Source organism: Pseudoalteromonas sp. NH0006-26 (assembly GCF_057552415.1).
In genome coordinates this window covers 335,063-355,971 of record NZ_BAAJMJ010000001.1, presented here as the reverse complement: position 1 = coordinate 355,971, position 20,909 = coordinate 335,063, and the positions used below count along the sequence as shown (strand labels likewise).

Genomic DNA, 20,909 nt, shown 5'->3' with positions numbered 1-20,909 from the left:
CATTATCAGCTGTTTACAGCCAAAGTTTAGACTAAATTTAATCTTATAACTCATAATCATATTGGTGGTAAAAAGATCAATGACAGATATTGCTCAATTAGAACAGTTAAAACAGCAGCCACCGAGCATTTTATGCTTAGATGATGAAGCCAATGTACTTAAATCCTTAGTGCGCTTATTACGCCAACATAAATTTGATGTGAGTGTTTCAACCAGTGGTGAAGATGCACTGGAAAAAATGCAAAATAAACAGTTTGATGTGGTAATAAGCGACATGCGCATGCCACACATGAGTGGGGCGGAGTTTTTAGCTAAAGCGAGAAAAATCGCTCCCGATAGCCAACGTATTTTGTTAACTGGTTTTTCTGATTTAGAGTCAACAATAAGTGCGGTAAATGAAGGAGGCATTCACGCCTATGTGCAAAAGCCTTGGCAAAATGATCACTTAATTAGTGTTATACAATCAGGCGTAGAAAAGTTTAGACTAAAAAAACAAAATGAAATTTTACAGTTTCATGTAAATCAGCAAAACCTGCAATTAAAAGAACTTAACAGTAATCTAGAACAACTCGTCGACAAACGAACAAAGCAAATTAGAAACGTACTAAAAAAGCTCGAAGTCGCAAATGAAAATGAAAAACGCGAGCACCAATCCACCGTTGAGCTGCTTTATAACTTTATTAACGCAAACCCTTACCTCGATGGAAAAATAGCCGAAAGTATAGCAGGTACATGTACCCAAATTGCGCGCTATCTTAATGTATCTCAAAAAAGCATTACATTGGCGCCTATGGCAGGATACTTAGCTCAAATTGGGTTACTTGCTATGGATCCTGAGCTTTACAACAAACCCATTAATAAGCTGAATGAAGTACAAAGAAAAACCTTTTATACACATCCTAGTATTTCACAATTAATGCTCATGCCAGCAACTCACTTAAACGATGTATCTGATGCTATTTATTATCAATTCGAACGCTACAATGGCCAGGGTATCCCTAAAGGACTGGCAGGAGAAGATATTCCCATTGGAGCTATGGTACTGAGCGTAGCACGTGATTATTGGGATCATTACCAGCAAAGCGATCCATTATTAACTACAAAAATGCGTCATGAGGTGGCACTTAATAATATTAAGCTTGGTAGTGGCAGCTTATATCATCCAAAAATAGTAAAATCGCTTGAGGCAAGTCATTTACAGCTTATGGCCTCAGACACGTCTATTGGCTCGATTAAAGTAATTTGCGCTCAAGAACTTGAAGAGAGTATGACACTGGCAAACTCACTGCACAGCCATACAGGCATTATGCTTTTACCTAAAGGACATGTTTTTAATACAAAATCGATTATTAAACTACAACAACTCGAAGCTAAAAAGCCGACCCCATTTAGAATTATGGTTAAAACTGCTAAATGATTGATCTAAATTGCTCTTTTATTCGTTACAATAGGCTTAAATAAATTAATTACTTTGCTTGAAGGAGCACAACGTGTCGCGATTTTCTGCCGTTACCGATAATCCCCACGACGGGCGTTTTAACCAAAAAACGGGAATATTACTGACCAACTTAGGCAGCCCTGATGCCCCCACAGCAAGCGCGTTACGTGTTTACTTACGTGAGTTTTTATCTGATCCGCGCATTGTAGAAATTCCGCGTATTTTATGGATGATAATACTGCATGGTATTATTTTACGCATTCGCCCAAAACGTTCTGCCAAGCTATATAAAAGTATTTGGACTGAAAATGGCTCGCCGCTTACTCACATTACACGCCAGCAAAGCCTTAAATTAAATGCCTTATTAAAACACCATGGCTATACCAACACCGAAGTGGTTATGGCGATGCGCTATGGTAATCCATCAATCGAAGCGGGCCTTGAAGAGCTTAGAGACAAAGGTTTAACCCGCATTATTGTATTGCCACTTTATCCGCAGTACTCAAGCCCAACCACAGGCTCTACCTTCGACGCGGTTGCCAATGTATTAAAAAAATGGCGCTGGGTGCCAGAGCTGCACTTTGTAAATGGGTATCACAAAAACCCAACCTACCTAGAATCACTCGCTAACAGCATTAGCGAAGATTTAGAAAAACACGGAATGCCACAAAAAATGGTGTTTTCGTACCATGGTATGCCTAAACAGTTTTTAGATAATGGTGACCCTTATCACTGCTTATGTCAGCAAACAACGCGTTTAGTTGTAGAAAAACTAGGCCTAGACAAAGATAAAGTGATCACTACATTCCAGAGTCGCTTTGGTAAAGCTGAATGGTTAAAACCATACACCGACGCTACTTTAGAAAGCCTACCTGGCGAAGGGATTAAAGATATTGCAATTATTAGCCCTGCATTTAGCGCCGACTGCCTAGAAACACTTGAGGAATTAGAAGGTGAAAACCGCGAAATTTTTGAAGAAGCTGGCGGCGAAAAATACCGATACATTGCAGCCCTAAATGACCGTGATGATCACATTGACGCCATGTTTGATGTGTTAAAGCCAATGCTATAAAAAAGAGAGCAGCGGTTAGGTTTTAGCTCTCAGCGTTCAGCTGGAGATTAGCCAAGTGCGGTGAAAGCTTGTTTGTAGGCGCGAGTATATCTCGCGCTTTCTCTTGTATCACTTTCTTATAGCTGACAACTTATAACTCAAAGCTGCGCTTAGCGCTTACGTGTCACTATTAATGTGATTGCTCCGGCAATTATTCCCCAACAAGCAGAGCCCACCGACCACAAAGTTAAATCTGAGGCCGTTACTAAAAAAGTAATAATGGCCGCTTCAGTATATTCAGCACTATGCAAAGACTGCTGCAAACTATTGGCTATGGTGCCAAACAAAGCAATACCCGCCAGCGCCAATACCAAGGCCTGTGGCAAACTTGCCACAATTGCCACTAACATAGCCGCACATAACGCCATAATTATATAAAACACGCCACCAGCAATACTTGCCCAATAACGCTTATCAGGGTCTTTATCGGCCTCTTCGCTCATACAAATAGCCGCTGTTATGGCTGCTAAATTAATAGAATAGGTACCAAAGGGAGCCGTCACACAATTTATTAACCCGGTCACAGTTAATGACGATGATATAGGCGCCTTATAATTATGTGCTTTCAAAATAGCAAAACCGGGTAAGTTTTGAGAAGTCATAGTTACTATATACAAAGGAATACTAATGCTTACAAATGCCTGTAAGCTAAACGTTGGCGCAATATAGGCAAAACTACTCGCTTGCCAATGCACAGTACTGGTATCGATATTGCCCATATACCACGCTAAAAATATACCCGCGAGCAGCACACTTAGCATCGCAAAACGAGCAAAAAAGCGCTTACCAATAAAATACACCACCACCATTAAACCAATAACTAATGGCATTTCGTTCATAAAGTTAAACACGTCAATGCCGAATGTCACTAATACTCCCGCTAACATGGCACAAGCCAGCTCACTAGGAATACGGTTCATTATTTTTGCAAACCACCCTGTTATCCCCGACACCAGCACCAATAAGGCTGATAACATAAAGGCACCAATGGCTTCATGTAGGCTATAGCCTTGCGCGCTTGAGATGAGTAATGCAGCCCCAGTGGTAGACCATGCAATTAAAATAGGCACTTTATAATAAAACGACAACACAATAGAGGTACTGCCCATTACCAAGCCCAGCATTAATATCCAGCTTGCCACTAATTCAGGTGTGCCACCTAAAGTGATCACCACTTGGTAAATCAATGCTATTGAACTTGAAAAACCAATAATAACGGCAACAAGTCCCGCCATAGTGCGACTAAGTAACTGATCAGTCCCTGCCATAATTCCCTCATTAAGAAACCCTAATGTTACAACATACTTTGCCTATTTATACTTTGCAATTTTGAATAATGAATAATGAAAAATGATCACGTTGCTAAAAAATTTTATTGGTCAGTTTTGTCTTTCAAAATCATTGCAATTTAAAAAACATATACGTACCTAAAAACATGCCACAGGGTGCGTCATTACTACAAAAAAATCACACTTATTAAATCAAAAACAAATACCTAAAAAAGGTAAAGCAAATACTTACAATAAGTTACAAAAACACCCATTAACACTTTATGGTTACAATTTAAATTTGATCTCATCCTATTTTTAATATAAAACTTAACAATTAGTTCACCAATAACCCTAAAAGAGAAACAGATGAAACGTTACATTGTTTTAATTATCGCTATTCCTTTGTCTGTATTTGCCATTTATACACTGCTTAATAATCAGCAAAAAACCGATGAGGTAGACCCACTCATTGCCATTGACATCGTCCCTGTTGATTCTGAATTTGTAAAACAAACTCGTAAACCATCGCCCATTGATATGAGTAAAGATCCTATTAAAACCAAACCCTCAGAAACAAAATTAGCCGTTATTGAAAGTTCGTTTGACGCAATTAATAAACCCTCAACCAAGGCCAAAGAAATCCTTAAAGCGGCAAAAGTACTGCCTACCGATTTGCAAAATGAAGCCTATATAGAATTTGATTTAGCAGCGCTTAAAACCCTTAAAGCGGGCGATAATTTTGACCTCGCCATACCGCAAACTGCCGAAACCTACAGCGCTGAAATAACTAACGTTACCAGTGCCAGTAACGGCGATAAAAGTATTGTAGGCCAAGTGATTGGTGCCAACGGAGCAATGCACACCACCATACTAACCGTGGGCAATGATGCGGTGTATGGTCAATTTACTGCACCTAGTGGCAATTATGTTTTTGAAAGCAAAGGCCAATATGGCTGGATTGCAGCAAAGCGCGATTTATATAAAAACCATATAGAACACCAAGTGGGTGAACCCGCACCAAAAAATACGGATGGTAAAGACCCGTTTGCGCCCAGTGATAAAAAATCACCTGCTAGTTAATTTTTAGCCTAAACACAGATGACTCAGCAGTAAAACTGCAATTACAAAAGAAAGGAAATACGACTATGAAAAAAATAATATCAACAGCCGCTATTGCAACGGCATTATGTGCCGCCAGCACAGTGTCAGCAGAAACAATTGATATTGGTATTTTATATACCGACCAATCAGCTGCCGCTACCAGCAATATTAATACTAAAATTAATCAGCTTATTGCTTTTAGTAATCAAGTATATAGCCAAAATGGCGTTGATATAACACTGCGTTTAGTGGGCTCTCAAAACTTAGGTAATCATGCAATAACGCCTTCAGAAGACTGGCTTAACGCCGTGACAAATAGCAGCTATGTCGATGGTTTACGTAATAATTGGAAAGCCGACATGGTAGCCGTATTAGGCACAGGCCAAAGTGCAGGCAGTGGCTTAATCTCTTGTGGACTAGCTTGGGTTGGTCAAGGCACGAATGGCAATTTATACAGCTCTATGAGTAACCGTATGTATTCAATAACAGCCGTTGACTGTGGCGCTTCAACATTCGTGCACGAACTAGGTCATAACCAAGGTTTAGCGCATTCTCGTAAGCAAGGCGATACGGCAGGTGGCGTATACGTTGATGGTATGGGCCACGGCGTACAAAATGAATTTGCCAGTATTATGGCTTACCCTCATGTATTTGGCAGTGCAACTCAGTACGATTACTTCTCAAACCCAAACTGGAGTGTAAACGGCATTCCATTTGGTGTAACCAATCAGGCATATGCCATTCGTACCGTCACTGATACCAAAACCAGTATCGCCAACTTTAAATAACAGCGTAAAAATGGGTAAATAATCCATTTTACCAATTAAGTTCCCCTGCAGAGCGCCTTGGCGCTCTTTTTAATGATTAATCATTTTCTGCTTTATTGCAGGGAGTAAGGTTTTGCCATCGCTATCTACTTTACTCATTAGCTTCAACCCCATTACCTTGGCAAGCACAGGGTAAATATCTAAGTTATTTACCAGCTCAATACTCATTCCTTGTTTAAACGCTGGGCCTGTTGCTATAAAGGAGGCTGCCATATCGTCGCTATACGCATAGCCGTGCGTACCTAAATAAGGCGCTTTAGTACCGTTACTAAATACTGCAGGCGCATTGGTTTGCACCACAATATCGCCCACTCGGCTCCCGCTATTATAATGATAGCCATTAAGCTGTTCGCTACTTAAAACACTATAACGCCCCTTAGCTGCCTTTTGTAAGCGTGCTTTATACGCTTCAATATCCGCATTTTGAGCATCGCTTTTGGTATAAATAAGCAAGCGAGGACCGGTATTCACAGTAATAAAGTTATCATCTTTAGGTAAACTGCTGACAATAATGCTTTGCTCAGGATCAACCTGTGCCATACCGTGATCAGAAACAATCACTAAGTTTATATCCTGCGCTAATTTGCTCAAACGAGTGCGTAACTGCCCCATTAAGGCATCTAGTTTATGAACAGCGTCACGTGTTTGCACTGCATCTGGACCAAATTCATGCCCCATACTATCAACCAACGAAAAGTAACTGGCTACAAAACGTGGGCGCTGCGCTTGAGGTAAACTTAACCATTGCACAATTTGGTCAATTCTATCTTGGTAGTCACCTTGTTTAGAATAATGAAAATAGTAGTCTGGCGTCATACCATTAAAGCGCGCATCCGATTCAGGCCAAAAATACACCGCCGATTTAAGCCCATGCATTTTTACTAAATTCCACAGCGGAGTACCCCGTACCCAGGTACTGTCTTTTTGTCCTTTTCCCATGCTGTAGCATTCATTATTGCGCGCTTTGTCACAAAATTTATTATCAACAATACCGTGGTTAACGGGCAGTAAACCGGTGATCACCGAAATATGATTAGGAAACGTTTTACTAGGGTATACAGGCTGCATTTTTTGCGCCCTAACCCCCTGCTCACCCATTGCTTTTAAATTTGGCGCGCCATGTTTTTCAATATAGTCCCAGCGCAAGCCATCAATTGAAATCATCACTACGGTTTGCTCTTTGGCAGCAAATGCATTATTCATCCCTAATAAAAGGCAAAAACAGACTGCCTTTGTGATCCATAACTTCATTTTAAACACCTATATATGTATGTTAATTTTAGAAAAAATAATACTAAAGCAAGTTGTTACTTTATGATACATGCTGATAGATTAAAGGTAGCTCAGTAAAAAAGCATAACTCGGCATTTAATAACAGCTCACATGCAAAATAAAAGGATTGCCATGATCGACTTCAGCAGCAAAATAACTCCTGCGCGTATGCAGCGCACTACAGCCAATTTACAAATGGCACTTGAGAGCGATCGTGGCCGCATAATTAACAGTGCCGCTATCCGTCGCCTGCAACAAAAAACCCAAGTATTTCCGCTTGAGCGCAATGCAGCCGTGCGCTCACGCCTTACTCATTCATTAGAAGTGCAACAAGTTGGCCGGTTTATTGTGCAACGTATTTTTGCTAACTTAAACTACCAACAGCAAAAAGAATATGGTTTATCGGGCTTAGAACGCCCACTAGAAACCCTAGTAGAAATGGCCTGCCTAATGCACGATATTGGTAACCCGCCGTTTGGTCACTTTGGCGAAGCCGCCATTAATAATTGGTTTAATACCCATTTAGCCAGTATTACACCTGAGCGTTGCCAAACAGCCAATAGCAGCATAGGGGTTATTTTTAAACATTTAGCGCAAGATATTTGCAACTTTGAAGGTAACGCCCAAGGCATTCGCATTATTCACTCCCTGCTCAGCCTTAATTTAACTTATAGCCAAAGTGCGGCAATTTTAAAGTACACACGCCCTGCAAGCTTAGCAAAGCAAGATATCCCACAAAATAAAAACTACATTATGAAAAAAGTGGGCTACTACTACAGTGAAAAAAGCTTTATAGAAGCACTGCAAACAGAGTTAAAAATGGAACCTTATTGCCGCCATCCTGCCAGCTACATTATGGAAGCCGCAGACGATATTTCTTATTGCTTGGCTGACATAGAAGACGCGGTAGAAAAAGACATAATAAGCACTCAGCATTTATGCGAGCAATTAAAAAAGCAGTATCAAAAAGCACTGATTAACTTAACCTTAAACGACACTCAACACCAAAGCTTTGTAGATGACGCAATTAACTACGCTATTGAACGTGCTCAAGCACAGCCTTTTAATTTTAATAGTGAATTTTTTATTTATTTGCGTGTATCGTTACTACACCCGTTAGTGAATCATGCCGCTAAACGCTTTATTGAAAATATAGAACCAATTTATCATGGCGACTTTAATCATGCCCTATTAGAAGATCGCAGTTACTTGCATGCAGCAACCCAAGCCCTAAAGCAAGTGGCGCTTGAGCATGTATTTTCTCATAAAGAGGTCGAAAAGCTTGAACTACAAGGCTACCGTATTATTAACGGCTTACTAGAATGCTATAAACCATTATTACAATTAACTAGCGACGACTTTAAACGCGCCTTGCATGGCGACAACCGTCTATTAGTAGAATCGAGATTAGTTAAAAAGCTCTCTAAAAAACATTTAAGTAGCTATCAGCACGCCATAAATGCCATGCAAGAAGAGCCAGATCATTTTGCAGCTTACGAGTTTTATTATAGATGCAGGCTCATTCAAGACTACATAAGCGGCATGACCGACCAATTTGCTTACGACGAGTACCGTAGCTTAATGGTTATCGACTAGTTTTTCATGCTAGGGAGTGGTATTGCAAAGCCCTAGATAATTTTTCACTTTGCGCTTAAAATTAGTGTATTAATGCTTAACCGCTTTTGAGTTTTATGAAACCGTTACTGAGTTGCTTACTTTTTTGTTTTGCTTTGTTTTATAGCGCCAGCAGTGCCGCTTACAACGAAGCTATGTGTATTCTTATAAAACAAGAAATGCAGCAATACAGTAATAACAAAACCAGCCGTAAGTACCGTAACGCAGCCCGCGACTTTGAAAAAAACTGCAGTAATCCACCAACGGCACGGTCGCAGCCTGCAGCTAAGCCTAAACCGCAAGCTATTATTGAGCAACCCATACCAAAGGTTACAAAGCCACAAGTAACTGAGCCTGTTTCGCCAGTTACAGTTACCCCTATCGAACCTGTTCAAAGCAAGTCGTCGCTTATGCAGCAAAACCCACAATTAAACCCAGAGCAAATAGTCGCACCAGCGGCAGATGAAATTACTCAGCAAAGTACAGAGCAAACTCAAAACACAACGAACCCAGCATCAGCAATCACAATCCCGAATAAGTCACAAAGCAATAAAACAGCAACCGTTGAACAAACTGATGCTGCAAAAAATGATCAGCCTAGCAGTGGCCCAACACCCCAGAACAATACGGCTCCAGCAGTCACAAAAACAACAGTAGAGCCTTTACAAACGGCCATGCCGGTTACCATAAAAGCCTCAGAGCAAGCAAAGGGTGTTGTCTCATCTATCCCTAAAGAATCAAACATATTGTCGTTAGTATTACCCAGTGTAGCGTTACTATTAGTGGTCATAATTGGGGTTGTTGTATTAATGCGCCTGCGTAATGTTAAACAAAATAACCAACCTGCTGATACCAGCATGGCGCTGCACACAGCTCCTTTTGTTAATCACGACAATGAGCCAACGAGTGTCGCTGTGGATGAATCAGGGGGTGTTGTCGCAAGCGCTAACGAAGAAAAAACAACAACCGACAGTCTTGAAATAAACGCTAGTAAAGCGAGCACAGTTAAAGTAAAACCTAAACCGAATACCGCAGAGTTTGAAGCCGCCGCAAAAGCCACTTTAGAGCGGATAAAAAATGCCACCGAGTATGCAGAGCCACAAGTAAGAAACTTTGACCCTGAAGCCAAACCAATAAAAAAACAACGCAAGCCGGTTAATCTGCCTAGCGAGCCTGTGCCAGCGACTAAAAAAGAAGTCCCCATAGAGCCAACAACGAGTAAAGCTGAGCCTGTTGCCTCTCATCAGCCAAAGGCAGACTTACATTCGCCCAAACAACCGCGTTCACCGTTAACGCCATCTACCGAGCACGACTTTAAAGAGCCTGAAATACGCACTTTCGATCCTGATGCGCCCTTGCCCACTAAAAAAAGTGCGATAAAACCAGAGCAAGTAAAGGTATCGCCAGTTGAGCCCACTAAGCGCGATGTCCCGCCACAAAGCAGTAACCCATTTGCTAACTTATCGCTTGATGAAAGCTGGGATCCAAATTCACCACAAAAACCAAAAGTGGAAGAAAAGCAACGCGCCCCTAAATCACAAGCACTAATTGAAGCTGAAGAGCGCGCAAAAAACATGCAAACAAAAGAATAATAGAGTACGCTGAACGTATCCAAAGGTGGCTTTAAATCTAACTTAAGCGTGTATTCAGTTTCACTCACTACAATAGCCTACTTTTTAAACAGGGCCAGTCACAACTTAATGGCTAAAAAGGAGCAACCTATACACATGCATGTGATGTTATCAGCTAAATTAAGATACCTTATTTTTACCGCATCTTTTTTGCTGATGGCTTTAGTGAGCCATTACAGTTATGCAATTGAAGCAATTCAACCCAAAGACGAGCGGCCCTCTAACACCGCAACATTAAATATAAGCACCGGCGAATGGCCCCCTTTTTTAAGTGAATCATTGCCTAACCAAGGTGTGATTGCCCATTTAATCACCGACATATTTGCGCAAGCCAATATTAAGGTTAACTTTACTTTTTTACCTTGGCCGCGTGCCTATCATGACACCATTAATGACAAATACGCAGCCACTGCCGTATGGATGTTTGAACAACAACGTACTGAGGATTATTTTTACAGTGAGCCGGTATTAAACGAGCGTTTTGTATTTTTTTATCACAAACAACGCCCATTTGATTGGCAAAATATAAACGATTTAAAAGGCTTATTACTCGGTGGCGGGCTTGCTTACAGCTATGGCGAAGAGTTTGATAAAGCCCTACAAGCGGGTCTATTTGATATGTCTCGAGTAAGTACCACAGAGCAAAACTTTAAGCGCTTAGCCATGGGCAGAATTGATGCCTTTGCCGAAGAAAAAAGTGTAGGTTATTACACCTTGGCCAGTAAGTTACCTAACTTATTTAGCTCAATTAACCATCACCCCAAAGCGTTGCTCATAAACCAAAGTTTTATGATGTTCCCTAAAAATAACGAACAGAGTAAACAGCGGCTTGAAATTTTTAATCAGCAATTACTTAAATTTAAACAAAACGGCCGCTATCAAGCCTACTTTGATGCGTTAGATAATGGTGACTATCAGCCCACAAATAGCGCCTTGGCCGACTGACCTGGCGCGGGTTTCGGGCTACGGGTTTCGGGCTACGGGTCTCGGGCTACTGGCTAGGTTTTAGGTTTTAGCACAAGCTCGTTACTCGAAGCCCGTACAAAAGCCAAATATTATTCTGTAGCAGCGATTTTACATCGCGTATTTATAGGCATTTGCATTTTACCCGCACCTCGCACCTCGCTGCTCGTCACTCGAAGCTTTCTCATTCGCTTCTCTGTGGTCAAATAGTTTTTAAGTGATTATGCACAAAGAGGTTAAGAGGCGCTGCGCTAAAAGAGTAGGTATTAGATTTTAGGTATTAGCACAAGCTCGCTGCTCGAAGCCCGTTATCTACTCATTTACTCCTCACCCGCTTCTCTGTGGTCAAATAGGTTTTAAGTGATTTATACACCACAGAGATTAAGAGGCGCTGCGCTGAGAGAGTAGATTAAAGGTTTAGGGCTGATATAACTAGGTGTCAGGCTGTTTGTACAAGCTCGCTGCTCGTCACTCGAAGCCCGCTGCCTTTACCACCGTAGGCGTTAAGCTTGCTGACGCGAAAAGCGCCGCTTTTAAATTAGGTTACTTTCACGCCATTATTCGTCTCACACAATGAGGCGAATAATGAGCTTAATTGCCTCACTGTGTATCATCGTGTTGAAATAGTAGGGCTTTGAATTACAAAAAAAGCTTTAAGCTTTTTAAAGTCATTTGGCTATTTTATAACGAGTACTGCGACCGCCCGCTGAGGTTTTCTTTATATAATCCAGTGTTTGTAAATCTGATAAATGACGCGTCGCCGTCGCGCGACTTACCTTAGCCACTTTCTGATACTGACTTGCACTGATGCCCTGCTCAAATTGGCCATCAAGTAACTCATTAAGCACTTTTACTTGTTGCTCATTTAGTCTAGTTTGATCTTTTTTAAACCAATAATTAGTTTTAGAGACAGTTTGCTCAATATTCTTCAGGGTCGATTCAATTGCTTTATTGAGCGTATTTAAAAACCAGGTAATCCACTGTGTAATGCACAAATCACCACGCTGTGTTGCCTCTAAGACCTCGTAATAGCCTTTCCTATCCTCTAAAATTGCCACCGACATCGCATAGAACCGTATCGACTCTTTATGCTCTTGAGCAAGCGCTAAATCTGTAATAAGACGCGTAATACGCCCGTTACCATCTTCAAGCGGGTGTAGGGTAACAAACCACAAATGAGCGATAGCAGCACGAATAAAAGGGTCTGCATGTCGATCATTATAACCTGCATTAAACCAATTAAAAAAAACAGAGAGTTCGTTTTCGATAACATCTCTTGGTGGAGCAGTAAAATGTAATACGGGTCTATCTAATCGCCCTGATACAACTTGCATTGGCTCGTTGCCACGTAATTGACCGCCCGCTATTTGAGTAAATAATCCTTGTTCACCTGCAAACAATAAACGATGCCAATTCAACACACGTTCTAAATCAAGCGGTGTATCGGTGTTATTAATTGCATCCAACATGATCTCTGCAAGATTATCGCTTTGCACTGTGGTTGGATAAGGCTGCTCATCAATGTGGAGTTTTTTAGCTAGTGACGAACGTACCGAAAACGCATTGAGTTTTTCACCTTCAATTGCGCTTGAATGAATAATATTAGCCAATAAAGTATCAAGTGCTTGCTGTTTTTGCTGCGTACTTTGCCCATCCATGCGACCAACCAGCACACCTTGGTTAAAACAAAGCTCTCTCAACAATGGCGCAAGCTGTTTTTCATCCCACGTAAAATTCGGCCAATCTTGTTGTTGCCATATCCACATAAGCGTTTGCCCTAAAATAAATTAGTTACAGTCTACGCCATATAATCGCCTCACACAATGAGGCAATTAAGACACTTAATTGCCTCATTGTGTGAGTTAGTGAACGAAACCGCTATTGGCTCGTTTAAAGCCAGACTCATCTAACTGCTTTTACTGGGCCGTATAACATAGGCGCTTTAAGATGTTCTAGGTAACGGCTCAAACAGCTCCCCAGCAATACTGTTCACTAAACCTTGTACCGTTGCTTTAATTTCGTTATCCACCGTATTATGATCACCGGTGTTAAATGGCGGTTTTGGATTGTACTCCAGCAGCAACTCTAACATTTTTGCAGTTCTCGTCTCGTCGCTAATTTCAGCTAACAACTCCAGCGCAAAATCTAGCCCTGAGGTAATACCACCACCACTGATGCGGTTGCCATCTTTAACCACTCTTTGATCAACATACTCCACCTCTGGGTAATTTTGCAACACTTCACTATACGCCCAATGGAGAGTGGTTTTATAACCATTGAGTAATCCGGTTTCAGCCAAAATTAGCGCCCCCGTACAAACAGAGGTAATATAATCAGCCTTACTACCTATTTCACGCAACACCTTAATAACGGCTTGGTCTTTCATCTGCTCAATCGGATTAGCAGCGCCAGGTACAATTAGCACATCAATATCAGGACAATCACTAAAGCCATAGTTAGGTAAAAGGTCCACATTCGCATCCGATGCAACCGGCGCTGACGTTTTCGCAAAGGTAAATACATTTACTAAGCCACTTACCGCTAACACCTGTAAAGGGGCATATGCATCCAACATAGTCATATTTGGATAGATAAAAATACCTACGTTTATTTTTGCATTAGTTGTTAAATTCATCATTATATCTCTGTCATTATTGATGTTTAAAGTGTGTGTCACGCACTAACTCAATCACAGAGTATTTATTCGGTTTTAGTTCCATTTGGGACGATTAAGTAACTTTGTCCCATTGTATCGCTGATATAATTGACTCACCTTAATGACGATTTATACTGTAATAGAGCCCTTATGGAACCAAGTATTTATGTATCAAAATAAAAGTCGCAAGCGAATACTAACCGCATTTCGTGAGTTATTATTACACCATGATTACTGTGACATCACCGTTTTGAATATCATTAATCAGGCCGATGTAAGTAAAAGTACCTTTTACCGTCATTACACTAGAAAGTTAGATATTTTTATCGATATGCATAACGGTATTTTTCAAACTATTTTGCAAGACTTCAATACCCCTGAAGATTGGCTACACCATAAGCCACATAGTGCCTTCATAAAAATGGCCACCATCGCAGTGAATAAAAATGGGGCTGGGCGCTCCATGATATATATGATGGGAAATGACTGGGGGCATGCATCACGGTTAATAAGGCAAAATTTAGCCGATGAAATTCAGCTAAAACTTGAAACCGTTTTTAGTGAGCATACGTGGCTTGTACCTGTCGCTGATGTATCTGGGGCGATAGCCGCGCTCCATATTGATTACATCACGCAATTAAATCAAAATTCCGCAGCACACTCCATAGAGCAGCAAACGCAATCGCTGAAAAACTTTACCCGCGCTATTATTAATAGTTCGCTAAAAAATTAATCGCCTTTAAAGTGTGAATTTATACTAGGCTTAGTAATTTCTAGACGCAAAGCCTTGCTAGCGTGCAAAGTGCAGCTTTGAATTTCTCGAAGCCCTATACCCACAACTCGATGCTCGGTTCTCGATGCCCTTAGCCCGAAGCTCGCTGCTCGTCGCTTTTATTTATACATGTCGCGTTGGCGACGGCAACCAAAGGGCGGATACCGCCGACCGCCCCTTGGAACCCCACGGCGCCCCGAGTATTTTGCACTTTCCTCAAAGCCTAAATTGATATGAACGTAAACGCCGTGTAAGGCACATCCATGTGCCTGTCACGGCTTTGATTGCATCCATGTAATCGATTACTCATCAATTGAGTCTTTTCGGGCAAAATAACGGGGGAGTTGTCTTGGCAGCGGCGTTTAAGTTTTTTTGTAGGCGTTTAGCTTACTGTCAATAAAAGCTAGGCTTTTAAATTGCTTTACTTTCATGCAAAGAGCGCTGTACTACTTGATAACAAATAGCGCGTTGTTGCTCTTGGTTTAAATTTACTTGTCGCATCGAAAGAATCGTTTTCACTAATTGTTTATGTGAAACAATCGGAAAGAGTGGGCGCTGCTTTAGTTCAACAAACCAACCAGGAAAGCACAAAACAGGGAAAACTTGAGTATTAAAACCCGTTGCTTCATATAACCATTTGTTCACCCAGTCTGCTTGATTTTGAGTTTGCTCTAATGGCTTACTTTCAAACCAAGAGGGAAATGCTAAATGATTATTCTCAAATTTAACCTTGTAATTTTTATCGTCTTTTATTCGCTTGTGCCTGCCTTTAGTTTCAATAGCAAAAATGCCATTTGCCCCAACAACTAAGTGATCAATGTTAAAACCATCAGCTTGTATATCATGAAATACTTGGTATCCGTGTGACTGTAACTCTATAAGCTCAGAGGCAACGGCTAGTTCGGCATCACGGCCGAGCTTTAGTTTTATTAAATAATTAGATTTAACCCACAGCTTTCTTGCTACATAAGCTAAACCTAAAATAATCAAAACAATTAGGAAGTAATTAACATTACCGCTGGCAAAAACTTCAGCAATACCTTTGATAGCAAAAGGCATTGTAACAATTAAAGCAGACAAGGAAATTAAGCCTATAACATCAACAATATTATCATTGACTTGTTCACTTAGAGTTTGAGCTGCAACGCGTTTAAGCTTTTTCCGGTCGACCGGTAGCTTTGCATTTTTTTGGTGAAGCCATATTCTAAAAAATAAAATACCTAGTAACGAGTAGACGCTACCAACAATAACTAAAAGGCTTAAACCTTGGTTTAATAAATCATCCATGACGAGTTCCTATAATAACAACTTGTACTTTATACATTAAAAACAGTTACATGTCGCGTTGGCGACGGCAACCAAAGAGAAGTAACCGCCGACTTCTCTTTGGAATCTCTCGGCGCCCCGAGGATCACACTACTTCCTTAATTTAAATTAATAATATGAACGTAAACGCGATGAAACACGTCCGTGTGTAAGCATCGCTTAACGCGCATCCATGCGCTGCTATTACTCATCATTAATTCAATTTCGGGTGTGATCACGGGGGAATTTTCTTGGCAGCAGTCTTTAATTCAATAATGAGTTAATGCTTGTTTACATTGCATTTTTTAGTAAACTAAATCCTAAAAACAAGCAAAACCATCCTGTTATTTTTGCGCGAGAAGGCAAAGACGAAAACGGCCGAACTATGGGATTTGTAAACTACGGCGAGGTTAAATACAAGAACTATAACGGCAGCCAGCCGATGAATATAACGTGGGAATTAACCAACCCCATGCCAAGTGAAATGTGGCATGAGGCTGGGAAATTAGCGGTTGGGTGATAATTAATTGATTGAGTCTATTTTTTATACTTATTTAAATAAAATGGTTCTCATATGTTATTTTTTATCACCTATTTTAAACTCTATAGGGTTTGTAAAAACTTTTTCGATGCCTTTTTGGATAGAACTAATATCATCCAAATACAGAATCCTAAGGTTTTTAATAGCCCTTGAACAAGCAACATAAATTAAATTTTTCGTGTTCTCAAAGTCACCTTCATATTTACTATCTTCTAGCTTTTGTTTTTTATCTTGGTCTTCAAGCTGTAAATGGTTAAAGTAATTTTTTAGTTTATCTCTGCCTTTATACGTCCCGCCAAAGCTGTGTTCCATAATAATAGCAACATTTTCATACTCTTCGCCTTTTGTACCATGATATGTGTGATAAATAATATCGCTATCATGAACTTCATCTATAAATTTTTTCCATGATATCCATTGGGTAAGAGGTATACTCAAAACTGTATCTACTTTCCCCCGAGCAGTATCAGCTTCTTCGTCCGTTAACTCTCCAGCACGTAACATAAGTTCTGTAAGCTTTAAAATTATGAGAGCCTTAATATCGTTAAAATTAGTAAGCAATCGACGCTCGATATTTAATGTATGGGATATACAACAATCTAAAGCTTTATTTTTATTTTCCTTTTCTAGTAACTGAGAAATCTTGTCTATAAATTCATTTAAATCGCCACTATTTATGGCTTTTAGATCACAAACTATTTTCTTTGCATCGCCGAAAGTTACACCGTTAGCGAGTGAGCCAAAAAGATTTTCATAAGTAGTGCTTGGGCTATTGATAAGTTGGTAAAGTTCAAGGAACTTATAAATTTGCAGGATAACAGGGTTTAGCTTTTCTAATTCGTTTGATAGTAATTGGGTTTTTAGATCTTCATGGAAAATGCTATCAGCATTAGCAAAGCAATTATAAATATCACCAAACCCATTTAACTGCGCCATTAGCTTATTAGTTAATACTAGGCAATGAATTTGTGCCTTTTCAGGTAAGTCTGTTTTGAACCCCTCTAAAAATTGATTCGTAGCTTTAACTTTTTCATCTGTACTATTGTATATACTCGAGTGATGAAGTTGGATGTCACCACTAGCTCTATGTCCAAATATCGGCTTTTGTAAAATTTTATCATTTCTAATCAAGTTAATAATATCAATTATTTGTCTGTGTGAGCGCCGGTTATACTCTTTATTTATATCAATCACTTCAGGGTGAATAGTATATATTTTAGAGCCTACTCCTTTATCATAAATGTTTTGAGCGACATCACCGAAGTAACCTACCATCCAACGCTTACTTTGAGTTGCTTTATAATTATCAAGACTTTTGACAAGCTTAATTACTTTTTCATCTGCATCTTGGTACTCATCTATGAAAAAATATGGGCTTCGATCGATAATGATACGGCATAATATAGGGTAACGTTCCACAAGCGTTAAACAATATTCTAAGAGTGTATCATGGCTAAACATCATCGAAGCAAGGCGATCATTATTAAATCGATGATCATAAGTAACGTAACTGTTTGTACCATTGTTAATTTTTTTTAAGCAGTCTAAATATCTAGCTTCTTTATAGATGTATCGTACTGTGCTTTTGAAATTAGAAAAGTTTTTTAACATGGCATCTAAGCTGCCAGGTTTAATCTCGTCGGCAACTTCAGCATATGCTTTCTTAAATGGACCAGACTTAGCATTTTGAATTCTGTAGAAAACATCTTTAGTTTCAAATGCAAATTTTATGAATGCTATTCTTTCATCGTGGGACAAGTTTGCAAACACTTTAAACTTATCATCACTCTTGTTTCCCAAGTCACCTTTAATACTTTCCAGCTCTACCTCTATCTTCTCTTTGTGACACTGAAGAAGCTCTTTTTGATACGGTTTAATCAGCTCCCATAATCTCTCATGTATAGTTGAAACATCAACTACTTCTGACTTCCCTAGGCGTTTTTTAATTTCTTCAACTGCTACATTTGTGTAGGTAACACAGGTAATTTTTTGGTTATTTTTTTGTAAGGCTTGAGCATTATTTTTTAATAGGTACTTAATGGATTCAATTAGGGCATAAGTTTTGCCGGCCCCAGCCCCTGCATTAAAGCGAAAGCAATCAAAGTTATCAATACAGGTGTAAATTTGCTCCTGTACTAGAAATTCACTTTTTTCATTCGGAGTCATGCTCTACCTCCTGAATAGTTGAAGTGTTGTCTTCTTTTTTTGGTTGAAGTCGATCTTTTAACCAATCAAAACCATCAATAATATAGTTTGGTAATTTAGGCCGCAGCCCCTGCTCACTGACTAAACATTTAAAAGTCAGGGTGTTTGAGAATTTACTTTTACTGCTTGCAAGCTTCCTTTGCAGTTTAAAAGAGTTACTTATGAGATTTTTCTTATTTTTGCCCCCTCTGCCAACAACTTCTGTATAGGTATTAGATTTACATTCCTCAATAGCACTATTTATAATGTTATTACTATAGTTAGTTAAAATCAGAGCCTCTTCTAGACTAGTTGCAAATTGCTTTTCAATAGATTCTTTTTGAAAAACCACATGAAAATTATCATCTGTAAAATATTCAATCCCATCTAACCCCTTCAAGCCTTTGTTAAAGTTAATTAGTGTTTGATTAGTTGTTTCTCTATTTTTTAAATTCGTTATTTGCTTATATTCAGGCGCATTGCCGGGTACAAAATCATTTTCATTTGTGTTTGCCTTTTGCCCACAACGTTCGCAACTTTCGCTCAATTCATGTTGTTGATTTTTTTCGCATTTTTCTCGTTTAATATCAATGTCCGTAATAATTAAACACGGGATTTTGAGTGCTTTAGCCAATGGTCGATATAGTTTTCCATGAGCGCCATTAATATTAAAAACTGAAATATAATAATTCTTCAATATCACATCGTTTTCGATATACAATTTAAGTAATAATTCTTCGGTGACACCTTCAACAAACAAAACTGCATCAGAAAAAAACAGCTCCGAAACTTTATATTTAATATGTTTTTTAATAAATTGAAGAGCCTCTGGCCCAGCTTCTTCACCCACTACAACCTGGTCTGTCAGCTTTACAACCGTAGCTTGCTTATTTATGTCATTTAGATAATTAATATTATTAAATGAGTTACTGCTGTGAATTTTACTATTCACTATGTGAGATGAGTGAGTAGTTATTGCAATTTGGCAATTCAATACTTTTTTCTCTTCATTTTTTTGTATTGACTGATTAGCAACTTCTAAAGCTTTACTGACAGCAGCATCAATTCTGTTAATGAAAAACTCCTGCATCTGGGGATGCATAAATGCTTCTGGTTCTTCAATAAATAATAGATTTATATGGCTGTTATGGCTTTTATTTTCATAAGTATCTACATAATGGATTATTTCACCGATTATATTTAATAGGTTTATGTACCCCAAACCAAATTGATCTTCAGGTATGAAATTACCATTATCATTAAAGCTATACTTAATTAAGTTTTTTAGAATAGAGTCATAAGTCACGTTACCAGTTAAGTCCAAATCCACCTGATTATTGGTTTCGACTTCTGTTAATACGCTACATATATCTCCCTTCTTTCCGTCGATTACTCCTGTAAGTCCAGTATTTATTTTTTTTATCTGTGACTCAAGTTTTTGTTTTTGTGAGCTATCATTATCAAATTGAAAAGCTACTATTTTATTGTATACTTCTGATAATACATTTTTCTTAAGGTGCCTATTTGCCTTTATTTCTTTAATTTGTATGAGGTTTTTAAGAACAAAGCCTTTAACCTCTGCTCCATGTATTGTGTAGAAATTAGTTTTAAATAATCTTTTCTCTGTTTCAAGATCCGCTAGCTTATTATTTAACAATTCATAAAATTTAATAAATTTTTCTTTTAGTTCGCCTCCAGTTGTAAAGATAGTCTTAACAACTTCTTTGAACGCAGCAACCTCAGTTACCTCAACTCGAGCGATAATATTTACATTAGCTTCATCGTCACCTGACTCAGCTGATGCATCACTTATGGCAATAAATGGGCTTAAATTAACCATTAAGTCATTTTGAAGAGTATCAACCGTTACTCTAATAGTAAATTCAAGCTCAGGAGATGATAAAATATCAAAATCTTTTCCTTCATCATGAGCTTTAGTATATTGCTCGAACAACTTTCTTAAATAGATAATATTAAAATCAGCGGCTTTAGGTTGAGCGTTATCACATAAAAGTGTCAAAGCGTTTGCAATTGTTGTTTTTCCAGCATTATTTTTACCAATTATCAAAGTGGAAGAAGGAGATATAACGGCATTATCTGTACTAATGTCGTCACTTTGAATTGAGGTAGGTTCGACAAAATAAACTGTATTATTAGTATTACTGAATTTACGAAAATTTTTAATTGTAAAACTTTTTAAATACATATTGAATTTCCTTATCT

General features: G+C 39.0%; 15 protein-coding genes and 1 pseudogene. 9 read left to right on the top strand and 7 right to left on the bottom strand.

The features are described 5' to 3' along the window. Positions 1 to 79 precede the first annotated feature (79 nt). Together nosR and hemH are read left to right on the top strand one after the other, a co-directional pair. A complete protein-coding gene (gene nosR / locus AC27JR_RS01470) occupies positions 80 to 1,417 on the top strand; it encodes a response regulator c-di-GMP phosphodiesterase, NosR family (protein WP_487172542.1) in 1,338 nt (445 codons plus the stop codon). 73 nt (positions 1,418 to 1,490) lie between these two features. Beyond that, positions 1,491 to 2,510: a ferrochelatase gene (hemH, locus tag AC27JR_RS01465; protein WP_487172540.1), complete on the top strand. Its 1,020-nt coding sequence runs from the start codon at positions 1,491 to 1,493 to the stop codon at positions 2,508 to 2,510. Positions 2,511 to 2,659: 149 nt separating this feature from the next. Here the strand turns inward: hemH and AC27JR_RS01460 are convergent, their stop codons facing one another. Beyond that, positions 2,660 to 3,817, bottom strand: a complete 1,158-nt coding sequence (locus tag AC27JR_RS01460; RefSeq protein WP_487172539.1) for a benzoate/H(+) symporter BenE family transporter — start codon at positions 3,815 to 3,817, stop codon at positions 2,660 to 2,662. 369 nt (positions 3,818 to 4,186) lie between these two features. Here AC27JR_RS01460 and AC27JR_RS01455 point away from each other — a divergent pair, with 369 nt between their 5' ends. Together AC27JR_RS01455 and AC27JR_RS01450 are read left to right on the top strand one after the other, a co-directional pair. Beyond that, positions 4,187 to 4,900 (top strand): hypothetical protein, encoded by a 714-nt coding sequence (locus AC27JR_RS01455; protein WP_487172538.1) that lies wholly within the window; start codon positions 4,187 to 4,189, stop codon positions 4,898 to 4,900. Positions 4,901 to 4,965: 65 nt separating this feature from the next. Beyond that, complete coding sequence (locus tag AC27JR_RS01450; protein ID WP_131692286.1) at positions 4,966 to 5,709, top strand: M12 family metallo-peptidase; 744 nt, start codon at positions 4,966 to 4,968, stop codon at positions 5,707 to 5,709. Between the two features lie 69 nt (positions 5,710 to 5,778). Here AC27JR_RS01450 and AC27JR_RS01445 read toward each other — a convergent pair whose 3' ends face one another. Further along, a complete protein-coding gene (locus AC27JR_RS01445) occupies positions 5,779 to 6,999 on the bottom strand; it encodes an alkaline phosphatase family protein (protein ID WP_487172537.1) in 1,221 nt (406 codons plus the stop codon). A gap of 153 nt (positions 7,000 to 7,152) precedes the next feature. Here AC27JR_RS01445 and dgt point away from each other — a divergent pair, with 153 nt between their 5' ends. The 3 genes from dgt (at position 7,153) to AC27JR_RS01430 (ending at position 11,210) form a co-directional block, all read left to right on the top strand. Further along, complete coding sequence (gene dgt, locus AC27JR_RS01440) at positions 7,153 to 8,616, top strand: dGTPase (RefSeq protein WP_131692288.1); 1,464 nt, start codon at positions 7,153 to 7,155, stop codon at positions 8,614 to 8,616. Positions 8,617 to 8,711: 95 nt separating this feature from the next. Next, the gene (locus AC27JR_RS01435) at positions 8,712 to 10,226 is read left to right on the top strand and encodes a hypothetical protein (protein ID WP_487172536.1); all 1,515 of its coding nucleotides are present in this window, start codon (positions 8,712 to 8,714) and stop codon (positions 10,224 to 10,226) included. A 135-nt stretch (positions 10,227 to 10,361) separates the two neighbouring features. Continuing rightward, on the top strand, positions 10,362 to 11,210 hold the full coding sequence (locus AC27JR_RS01430) for a substrate-binding periplasmic protein (RefSeq protein ID WP_487172535.1): 849 nt from the start codon (positions 10,362 to 10,364) through the stop codon (positions 11,208 to 11,210). Between the two features lie 686 nt (positions 11,211 to 11,896). On the opposite strand, the gene AC27JR_RS01425 is transcribed toward AC27JR_RS01430, so the two are convergent. Continuing rightward, the gene (locus AC27JR_RS01425) at positions 11,897 to 12,994 is read right to left on the bottom strand and encodes a Fic family protein (RefSeq protein WP_487172534.1); all 1,098 of its coding nucleotides are present in this window, start codon (positions 12,992 to 12,994) and stop codon (positions 11,897 to 11,899) included. A 176-nt stretch (positions 12,995 to 13,170) separates the two neighbouring features. Then, positions 13,171 to 13,866 carry a DJ-1/PfpI family protein gene (locus AC27JR_RS01420; RefSeq protein ID WP_487172533.1) on the bottom strand — a complete coding sequence of 232 codons (696 nt, stop codon included), beginning with the start codon at positions 13,864 to 13,866 and terminating at the stop codon, positions 13,171 to 13,173. Positions 13,867 to 14,050: 184 nt separating this feature from the next. On the opposite strand from AC27JR_RS01420, the gene AC27JR_RS01415 reads away from it, so the two are divergent. Then, the gene (locus AC27JR_RS01415) at positions 14,051 to 14,617 is read left to right on the top strand and encodes a TetR/AcrR family transcriptional regulator (protein WP_487172532.1); all 567 of its coding nucleotides are present in this window, start codon (positions 14,051 to 14,053) and stop codon (positions 14,615 to 14,617) included. A 450-nt stretch (positions 14,618 to 15,067) separates the two neighbouring features. On the opposite strand, the gene AC27JR_RS01410 is transcribed toward AC27JR_RS01415, so the two are convergent. Beyond that, entirely contained in the window at positions 15,068 to 15,943 is an 876-nt protein-coding gene (locus AC27JR_RS01410; RefSeq protein ID WP_487172531.1) for a nuclease-related domain-containing protein, read from the bottom strand. A 341-nt stretch (positions 15,944 to 16,284) separates the two neighbouring features. Here AC27JR_RS01410 and AC27JR_RS01405 point away from each other — a divergent pair. Beyond that, a pseudogene (locus AC27JR_RS01405) lies at positions 16,285 to 16,481 on the top strand (hypothetical protein); the annotation flags it as partial. Between the two features lie 57 nt (positions 16,482 to 16,538). On the opposite strand, the gene AC27JR_RS01400 reads toward AC27JR_RS01405, so the two are convergent. Further along, positions 16,539 to 18,668: a UvrD-helicase domain-containing protein gene (locus tag AC27JR_RS01400; RefSeq protein ID WP_487172530.1), complete on the bottom strand. Its 2,130-nt coding sequence runs from the start codon at positions 18,666 to 18,668 to the stop codon at positions 16,539 to 16,541. Continuing rightward, positions 18,655 to 20,892 carry an AAA family ATPase gene (locus tag AC27JR_RS01395; protein WP_487172529.1) on the bottom strand — a complete coding sequence of 746 codons (2,238 nt, stop codon included), beginning with the start codon at positions 20,890 to 20,892 and terminating at the stop codon, positions 18,655 to 18,657. Before AC27JR_RS01395 ends, AC27JR_RS01400 begins: the two co-directional genes overlap by 14 nt. Positions 20,893 to 20,909: the final 17 nt, after the last annotated feature.

Excerpts from the sequence above, each read along its gene's own strand:
- AC27JR_RS01455 (WP_487172538.1), top strand. The coding sequence starts at position 4,187 with ATGAAACGTTACATTGTTTTAATTATCGCTATTCCTTTGTCTGTATTT.
- AC27JR_RS01395 (WP_487172529.1), bottom strand. The coding sequence starts at position 20,892 with ATGTATTTAAAAAGTTTTACAATTAAAAATTTTCGTAAATTCAGTAAT.
- AC27JR_RS01400 (WP_487172530.1), bottom strand. The coding sequence starts at position 18,668 with ATGACTCCGAATGAAAAAAGTGAATTTCTAGTACAGGAGCAAATTTAC.
- AC27JR_RS01430 (WP_487172535.1), top strand. The coding sequence starts at position 10,362 with ATGCATGTGATGTTATCAGCTAAATTAAGATACCTTATTTTTACCGCA.
- AC27JR_RS01460 (WP_487172539.1), bottom strand. The coding sequence starts at position 3,817 with ATGGCAGGGACTGATCAGTTACTTAGTCGCACTATGGCGGGACTTGTT.
- AC27JR_RS01415 (WP_487172532.1), top strand. The coding sequence starts at position 14,051 with ATGTATCAAAATAAAAGTCGCAAGCGAATACTAACCGCATTTCGTGAG.
- nosR (WP_487172542.1), top strand. The coding sequence starts at position 80 with ATGACAGATATTGCTCAATTAGAACAGTTAAAACAGCAGCCACCGAGC.
- AC27JR_RS01435 (WP_487172536.1), top strand. The coding sequence starts at position 8,712 with ATGAAACCGTTACTGAGTTGCTTACTTTTTTGTTTTGCTTTGTTTTAT.
- AC27JR_RS01450 (WP_131692286.1), top strand. The coding sequence starts at position 4,966 with ATGAAAAAAATAATATCAACAGCCGCTATTGCAACGGCATTATGTGCC.
- dgt (WP_131692288.1), top strand. The coding sequence starts at position 7,153 with ATGATCGACTTCAGCAGCAAAATAACTCCTGCGCGTATGCAGCGCACT.
- AC27JR_RS01420 (WP_487172533.1), bottom strand. The coding sequence starts at position 13,866 with ATGATGAATTTAACAACTAATGCAAAAATAAACGTAGGTATTTTTATC.
- AC27JR_RS01410 (WP_487172531.1), bottom strand. The coding sequence starts at position 15,943 with ATGGATGATTTATTAAACCAAGGTTTAAGCCTTTTAGTTATTGTTGGT.
- AC27JR_RS01425 (WP_487172534.1), bottom strand. The coding sequence starts at position 12,994 with ATGTGGATATGGCAACAACAAGATTGGCCGAATTTTACGTGGGATGAA.
- AC27JR_RS01445 (WP_487172537.1), bottom strand. The coding sequence starts at position 6,999 with ATGAAGTTATGGATCACAAAGGCAGTCTGTTTTTGCCTTTTATTAGGG.